The 7,412-nt window shown below is 66.9% G+C and carries 6 protein-coding genes; 2 read left to right on the top strand and 4 right to left on the bottom strand.

Going from position 1 to position 7,412, the window contains the following annotated elements; translation table 11 throughout:
- Positions 1-101: 101 nt before the first annotated feature.
- The 4 genes from AC3WVS_RS03680 to AC3WVS_RS03665 all read right to left on the bottom strand — a co-directional run bounded on the left by AC3WVS_RS03680 (position 102) and on the right by AC3WVS_RS03665 (position 6,464).
- Entirely contained in the window at positions 102-3,218 is a 3,117-nt protein-coding gene (locus AC3WVS_RS03680; RefSeq protein WP_492317430.1) for an efflux RND transporter permease subunit, read from the bottom strand.
- Between the two features lie 6 nt (positions 3,219-3,224).
- Complete coding sequence (locus AC3WVS_RS03675) at positions 3,225-4,385, bottom strand: efflux RND transporter periplasmic adaptor subunit (RefSeq protein ID WP_492317429.1); 1,161 nt, start codon at positions 4,383-4,385, stop codon at positions 3,225-3,227.
- A gap of 2 nt (positions 4,386-4,387) precedes the next feature.
- Entirely contained in the window at positions 4,388-5,842 is a 1,455-nt protein-coding gene (locus AC3WVS_RS03670; RefSeq protein WP_492317428.1) for a TolC family protein, read from the bottom strand.
- Positions 5,843-6,059: 217 nt separating this feature from the next.
- Entirely contained in the window at positions 6,060-6,464 is a 405-nt protein-coding gene (locus tag AC3WVS_RS03665) for a cobalt-zinc-cadmium resistance protein (protein ID WP_492317427.1), read from the bottom strand.
- Between the two features lie 274 nt (positions 6,465-6,738).
- Here AC3WVS_RS03665 and AC3WVS_RS03660 point away from each other — a divergent pair, with 274 nt between their 5' ends.
- A complete protein-coding gene (locus tag AC3WVS_RS03660) occupies positions 6,739-7,011 on the top strand; it encodes an antitoxin of toxin-antitoxin stability system (RefSeq protein WP_492317426.1) in 273 nt (90 codons plus the stop codon).
- On the top strand, positions 7,004-7,363 hold the full coding sequence (locus tag AC3WVS_RS03655) for a type II toxin-antitoxin system PemK/MazF family toxin (protein WP_492317425.1): 360 nt from the start codon (positions 7,004-7,006) through the stop codon (positions 7,361-7,363). The genes AC3WVS_RS03660 and AC3WVS_RS03655 overlap by 8 nt, the downstream gene beginning before the upstream one ends.
- The last annotated feature ends 49 nt before the right edge of the window (positions 7,364-7,412 follow it).

The following is a 7,412-nucleotide window of genomic DNA, read 5'->3' as shown; positions in this document are numbered from 1 at the left end:
TGCAGCTTGAACTGCTCGGTGTACTTTGCCATGTAAAAACCCCAAAAAGTTGTCTCCAACTTCTGGGGGTCAGTTCAAGCGGGACGCGAGACGATGCCGCCTTACACCGGCACATCCCTGGTCGGATCCGGCCTGCGATCATCAAACCACCGATACAGCGTAGGCACCATCACCAGCGTCAGCAGCGTCGACGTGATCAGCCCGCCGATCACCACCACCGCCAGCGGACGCTGCACTTCCGAGCCCGGCCCCGTCGAGAACAGGAACGGCACCAGGCCCAGCATCGCAATGGTCGCGGTCATCATCACCGGCCGGAACCGCTGGGTCGCGCCCTGCACCACCGCTTCATCGAGCGACAAACCCGAGTCGCGCAGCGTGCGGATATACGACACCAGCACCACCCCGTTCAGCACCGCCATGCCCCACAGCGCGATAAAGCCCACCGAGGCCGGCACCGACAGGTATTCGCCGGTGACGAACAGCCCGATGATGCCGCCGATGGAGGCAAACGGCAGCACCGTAATGATCAGCGTGGCAAAGCGCAGCGAGTTGAACAGCAGGAACAGCAGGAAGAAGATCGCGGCGATGGTCACCGGCACGATGATCTTCAGGTGGCCCATGGCGCGTTCCATGTTCTGGAACTGGCCGCCCCACTCCAGGTAGTAGCCTTCGGGCAGCTTCACCTTGGCGTCGGTGGCCTGCTGCAGCTCGGCCACGAAGCCGCCGAGGTCGCGGTCCTTCACGTTGATCATCACCACCACGCGGCGCTTGGCCATTTCGCGGCTGATCTGGGCCGGACCGTCGTTGACCTCGATCCTGGCCACGCTCTGCAGCGGCACCTGGGTGCCGTTGGGGGTGGACACCAGCAGCTGGCGGATGGCCTGCTCGTTGTTGCGGAACTCCTCCGGCAGGCGCACCGCCGCGGCAAAGCGGCGCTCGCCTTCGAAGATGTCCGTGGCACGCTTGCCGCCGATGGCGATCTCGATCACGTCATGGATATCGGACACGTTCAGCCCGTAGCGCGCAATCGCCTGGCGGTCGATCTCGATCGACAGGTACTGCTGCCCCGACACGCGCTCGATGCGGATGTCCTGCGAGCCCTGGATGCCGCCGGCCACGCGCGAAATCTCGCCCGCCAGCTCGCGCAGCTTGTCCAGGTCGTCGCCGAACACCTTCACCGCCACGTCCGAACGCACGCCGCTGACCATTTCGTCGACTCGGTCCGAGATCGGCTGCGCCATCACGATCTGCACGCCGGGAATGGCCTTGAGCTTTTCGCGGATGGCGTTGGCGATATCGTCCTGGGTCCAGCCGTCGGGCCACTCGCCGCGGTCCTTCAGGCTGGCGATCGGGGTCGACTCGTTCTGGCCCTGCGGGTCGGCCGGACTTTCGCCGCGGCCCACGCCGGACACCACCGACTTCACGCCCGGCACGCTCAGCACCAGCTTGTTGGCTTCCTTCTCCAGCTTGATCGACTCTTCCAGCGAGATGTTGGGCACGCGGTCGATCGCGGGCACGATCGAGCCTTCCTTCATCTCCGGAATGAACGAGGTGCCCAGCAGCGGCACGATCGCCACCGTGGCAACGAAGGCCGCCACCGCGCAGATCACCGTCTTGCGGCTGTTGCCCAGCGCCCAGTGCAGCAGGCGCAGGTAGTGGCGCTTCATGAAGGCGATCACATGCGTGTCGTGCTCGGCGCCGCCCTTGAGCAGGTACGACGACAGCACCGGCGACAGCGTCAGCGACAGGAACAGCGAGATCGCCAGCGCGATCGAGATGGTGAACGCCAGCGGCGCGAACATCTTGCCCTCCATGCCCGACAGCGTCATCAGCGGCAGGAACACCAGGATGATGATGCCCACGCCAACGATCACCGGCGTGGCCACTTCCTGCACGGCCTTGACCAGGATCTCGGTCTTGGTGAGGCCCGGCTCCTTGTGGCCGAGCCGCTCGAACGCGTTCTCGACCACCACCACCGAGCCGTCCACCATCAGGCCGATGGCGATGGCCAGCCCCCCCAGCGACATCAGGTTGGCCGACAGCCCCACCTCGTTCATCACCATGAAGGTCAGCAAGGGCGTCAAGACCAGCGTGGCCAGCACGATCACCGACGAGCGCACGTCGCCCAGGAACAGGAACAGCACGATCACCACCAGCACCACGCCTTCCAGCAGCACCTTGGTCACGGTCCACAGTGCGGAGTCGACCAGTTCGCTGCGGTCGTAGTACGGCACGATCTGCAGCTTGCCCGGCAGCATGCCGCGCTCGTTGATCTCGGCCACGCGCGCCTTCACGCGGCTGACCACCTCCTTGGCATTGCCGCCGCGCATCATCATGACGATGCCGCCGACCGCCTCGGTCTGGCCGTTCTTGACCAGCGCGCCCTGCCGCACCTCATGCCCGATGGTGACGTTGGCCACGTCGCGCAGGTACACCGGCGTGCCGTTGATCTCCTTGAGCACGATGCTGCCCAGGTCATCCACGCCACGGGCCAGGCCCACGCCGCGGATCAGGTACTGCTCGGCATAATGCGGCAGCACGCCGCCGCCGGAGTTGGCGTTGTTGCGCGCCAGCGCCTCATACACCTGCTGGGTCGAGATCTGGTAGTGGCGCATGCGTTCCGGGTTGACCAGCGCCTGGTACTGGCGCACGTAGCCGCCCTGCGAGTTGATCTCGGCCACGCCCGGAATCGAGCGCAGCAGCGGGCGCACCACCCAGTCCTGGGCGATGCGGCGCTCGGCCAGCTCTTCCTGCGTCAGTTCGCGGTTGCCGTCGTCGGCACGGTCCAGCGTGTACTGGTAGACCTCGCCCAGGCCGGTGGAAACCGGGCCCAGCACCGGCGACACGCCTTCCGGCATGCGCCCGCCCACTTCGATCAGGCGCTCCATCACCAGCTGGCGGGCAAAGTACACGTCAGTGGCGTCGGTAAACACCAGCGTGATCAGCGACAGGCCCGCCTTGTTCAGCGAGCGCATCTCTTCCAGGCCGGGCAGGCCGGTCATGGCCATTTCCACCGGCACGGTGACAAAGCGCTCGACTTCCTCGGGCGAGCGGCCCGCGGCTTCGGTCGCGATCTGCACCTGCACGTTGGTGACATCGGGGAAAGCATCCACCGACAGCCTGGTGGCAGCGCGCAGGCCGAAGAAGAACAGCACCACGGCTATCACGCACACCACCAGCCGCTGCTTGATGGCGGCTTCGACTAGGGATTTCATCATGGCCGATTACCCTTGCTCGAGGCGCTTGCGCTCGTTGTCGAGATGGAAGGCACCATCGACCACGATGCGGTCGCCGGCCTTCACACCGTTCTGCACCACGCGCATGCCGTCGCTCTCGGCGCCCAGCTTGACCTTGGTGAGGCGGTACTTGCTGCCCGGCATCTCGACATAGACCAGCTCGTCGTTGCCGTCGCGAACCACCGAGGCGGCCGGGATCACCAGCTGGTCGACCGGCTTGCCGGCGATCAGCATGCTGGCCAGCATGGCAGGCTTGAGGCGGCCTTCGCGGTTCTCCAGCTCGGTGCGGACCAGCACCGTGCGCGACTGCGGGTTGACCGTGCGGCCGACGTAGATCAGCTTGCCGGTGATGCTCTTGCTGCCCGCGCCGTTGCCAAGCGAAGGCACCTCGATGTCGACGCTCTGCCCTTCGGCCACCTGGGCGGCCTGCTGCTCGGGCACCTCGGCCACCACCCACACGCGCGACAGGTCGGCCACGGTATAGAGCGCATCGGCCGGCTGCACCACCTGTCCTTGCGCCACGTTGCGCTCGACCACGGTGCCGCTGATGCTGGAAAACACCGGCGAATGCGAGTTGATGCTGCCGCTCCTGGCCAGCTCGGCAATCGATGCCTGCGACATGCCCAGCACGCGCAGCTGGTCGCGGTAGGCGCGCATCTCGGCCGAGGCGATCGCCAGTTCGCTCTCGCGGCGCTGCAGCTCGCCGCGGCCGATCACGTCGGCGGCAAACAGCTGGCGCGCGCGCTCGGCGTTGCGCCCCTGCAGCTCAGTCTGGGCCTCGCTCTTCAGGAAGGCCATCTGCGCCGTGCCCAGCTCGCTGCTGTGCAGGCGCGCCAGCACCTGGCCGGCCTTCACTTCCTGGCCCAGGGTGGCATAGAGATCGGTCACGCGGCCGGTCACGCTGGCGCCGATGCGGGCCACGCGTTGCTCGTCGAAGTCGATGCGGCCGGCCACGCGCAGCATCTCGCTGAACGGGGAGGTGGCCACCGGCGCCACCTTCAGCCCCTTCTGCAGGTTGCCCTCGGGCTGGATCACGCCCGGCGGCAGCTTGGGCGCTTCGGCGACGGGTTCAGGTTTGTCGGAGCAGGCCGCCAGGCTGAACGTCAGGACGGCAGCGGCCGTCAGAGAAAGCAGGAAATTGGGGCGCATGGTTATTTCTGTTCGATGGTGGAGGTCGGCTGCAGGCCCGGCGCTGCGGTAGCGCCCGGGGCGGTCGACATAAGCTTTTCGATCTGGATGGCGGCCACCTGCAGGTCGTACTGGGCGGCAATCAGGTCATTGCGCGCGCCGCGCAGCACGCGCTGGGCATCGAGGTAGTCCAGGATGCCGCGCTCGCCGAAGCGGTAGGCGGACTCGGCCACGCCCAGCGCCGACTCGGCCTCGCGCACGATGCCGGACTCGAGCGCCGTCACCTGGGCCTGGTTGATCTCGTACTGGCGGTAGGCGGCTTCCAGCTCCTGCGTCAGCTCGAACTCGCGCGCTTCCAGGGCGCTGCGCGCCTGCGTGGCCTGCGCCGTGGCCTCGCCCACCGGGCCGCTGCGGCGGTCCCACAGCGGGATGGTCAGGACCAGGCCGATCTGCGAGACGTTGTTGTCAGGCTGGCGGTCGGTGCTGGCGCGCACCGCCACCTCGGGCCAGCGCAGCGACTTCTGGTAGTTCACGCCCAGCTGCGCGCGCTCCAGCTCCATGCGGCGCTGGACCAGCTCGGCATTGCTGGCGGTCATGGTGTCGCGCAGCACCGGCAGCGGCGGCACGTCGGGCGCCTGGCCCAGGGTGCCGGCCAGCGCAAACTGGCCCGGCATGGCACCGCCCACCTGCTGGCGCAGCGCGGCCTTGGCCTGGTTGACGCGCAGCCCGGCGGTCTGCTGGCTCTTCTGCGAGGCCAGCAGTTCGGTCTCGGCCTTGATCAGTTCATAGCGCGGCGCCTCGCCCACCTCCACGCGCAGGCGCGCCCGCGAATGGATCTGGCGCATCATCGCCAGGTCTTCCTCGGCGGCATGCAGCTCGCTCTCGCGGCGCAGCACGTCGTAGTAGGCAGTCTTCACGCGCGCGGCCAGGTCGGCCCGGAAGCCTTGCCGCATGGCCTGCGACGACTCCAGCCCGCGGGTGGCCATGGCCTCGCGCAGGCTGCGCTGGTGCGGGTAGTCCAGCTTCTGCACCACGGCGTAGCTGGGCGCATTGCCGCTGGTCACGCCCGGCTGCTTGCCGGACAAGCGGCCGTACATCACTTCCACCTGCGGGTTGGGATAGGCACGTGCGCTGCTGATGGCCGCGCTGGCGGCATCGACACCGGCCTCGGCGGCGGCCACGCCCTTGTTGGTGGACTGGGCCAGGTCGAGCAGTTGGGGCAGCGAGTAGGCGGGTCCCGCCTGGGCGCCGGCCGCTGCGGCGGATGCGGGCTTCGGCACCGCCGCGGCCGCCAGGATGGCGGAGCCCGGCATGGGTGCGGCAGCAGGTTTGGTCAGGGGCGCGGAGGCGGCTGGCGCGGCACCGGCCGCGTCCGTTGGCTTCGGGGACACCCCGCCTTGTGCGCCGGCATGGGCCGGGGCAGCGGCGAGCGCGATCAGCGAAAGCGACGCGATCAGGGTCAGCTTGGTTGTTGTCATAAGTCGGGAAAGCAAGCAATACGGCTGCCTGTCGCCATGCTGCCGCCCGCCCCGGGGCGAGCGGTCACTTGGACGCGATCACGGCAGGACGCACAACGGCAGCGGCTTGCCCGCGCGGTCAGGCAGCAGGCAGGCTGGCGATATCAGGCAAGGGGGGCGCGGCCCGCGGCACGGCAGCGGCATGCTGCAGCGCGTGCGGTGCGGGCGCAGGAAACGCTCAGGCGCGGGAAATGGGTGGCCGGAAGAAGGCCGAAGGCGGCGGCTCGGCGCGGCCAGGCGGATGCTGGGCGACGTCGCCGGAGGGCAGCAGCAGCTTCACTGGCGGCAATGCAATCAGGGCGCTGGATTCCTCGATCTCGTCGAGCAGGTCGAGGGGATCGAGCAGGTCCGCCGACCAGATATTGCAATACCCGGGGGGTGGGTCGTCGCAGATATCGTCGTCATGCAAGCCGTCGTCACCGGGCACGATGATCCGGCCCAGGTCGTCGACAGGCTGTGCCGCCGCCAGGTCCACCAGGTCAACGCTGACCTGCGCCTGCGACGCGGCGCGCGCGTCCGCCACTGCTCCGAAGGAGAGCAGCGACAGGCACATGGCAGTCAGCAGCAGGAACAACAGTCGCATTGGATCGGGGGCATTGACGGCATCCGCCGGCCGTCCCTGTCGGGGGGCTTGGCCAGTGGGATGCTGCAGGACAGCATTGTAACTGAACGATTACGATTGACAGGGAATCGTTACGTTCGTTCCCTTGCTGTAGAGAGATCGTGCGCCTGCAAGGGCTTGCAGACTCCTCCAATTTCTGGCCAATTCGCTTCCCAGTTACGCTCTGATCACTGCTTCCAAACCTTGTTAGTCGGTCCATCTGTTAGTGGCTTTGTAATACAAAAATGAGATACAAATGAGCGCTATACTTCCGTATCAGCCAAGTACGGAGCCATTCATGCAAGGAACGACCTTGTCCTTCCGCGCCGGCGAAGAACTGGCCGACCAGACTCGCGCGCTGGCAAAGGCATCGGGACAAAAAACTTCCGACTACATCCGCGATGCCGTGCGCGAGAAGAACGAGCGGGAAATGGCCTCCCGTATCGCCATGCTTTCCCGCAAGCTCTCGGCAAAGCACCTGGCCGCCAGCGAAGACATGGACGCATCGGCTGGAGACGGGCTTGACTGAGCTGAAGCGCGGGCAGATCTGGGAGGTCGACCTCAATCCCCAGACGCATCGGGAAGAGCCGGCCAAGCGCAACCGGCCGGCACTGATCATCCAGACGGATTTGCTCAATGACGCCGGCCATCCGACTACGATCATCGTGCCGGGCACATCACAAATCGAGCGCGAGGATTGCTTCCCGTTGCGGGTCGCGCTGGGCAGGCTGCCTGGCCTAGCCTGTGAGACGGACCTGTTGATCGACCAGGTCCGAGCGGTGTCCAATCGCCGGTTCATGGGCGGCCGGCCGGTAGCCACGCTGGCGCCCAATCACCTGCGCAAGGTGGAAGAGGCCATGCGTCTGCTGCTCCGCCTTTAGGCCTTTCGGTCTCGCCCGTCGCCAGCCTCGCTGCATGATATGCAGCGTC

This window comes from Cupriavidus sp. CPT47-8839-RL05A (assembly GCF_058792255.1).
This window is presented reverse-complemented; position numbering and strand designations above follow the sequence as displayed.

What these genes read in the sequence shown, in the direction of transcription:
- AC3WVS_RS03680 (WP_492317430.1), bottom strand. Translation starts at nt 3,218, where the DNA reads ATGATGAAATCCCTAGTCGAAGCCGCCATCAAGCAGCGGCTGGTGGTG.
- AC3WVS_RS03675 (WP_492317429.1), bottom strand. Translation starts at nt 4,385, where the DNA reads ATGCGCCCCAATTTCCTGCTTTCTCTGACGGCCGCTGCCGTCCTGACG.
- AC3WVS_RS03670 (WP_492317428.1), bottom strand. Translation starts at nt 5,842, where the DNA reads ATGACAACAACCAAGCTGACCCTGATCGCGTCGCTTTCGCTGATCGCG.
- AC3WVS_RS03665 (WP_492317427.1), bottom strand. Translation starts at nt 6,464, where the DNA reads ATGCGACTGTTGTTCCTGCTGCTGACTGCCATGTGCCTGTCGCTGCTC.
- AC3WVS_RS03660 (WP_492317426.1), top strand. Translation starts at nt 6,739, where the DNA reads ATGAGCGCTATACTTCCGTATCAGCCAAGTACGGAGCCATTCATGCAA.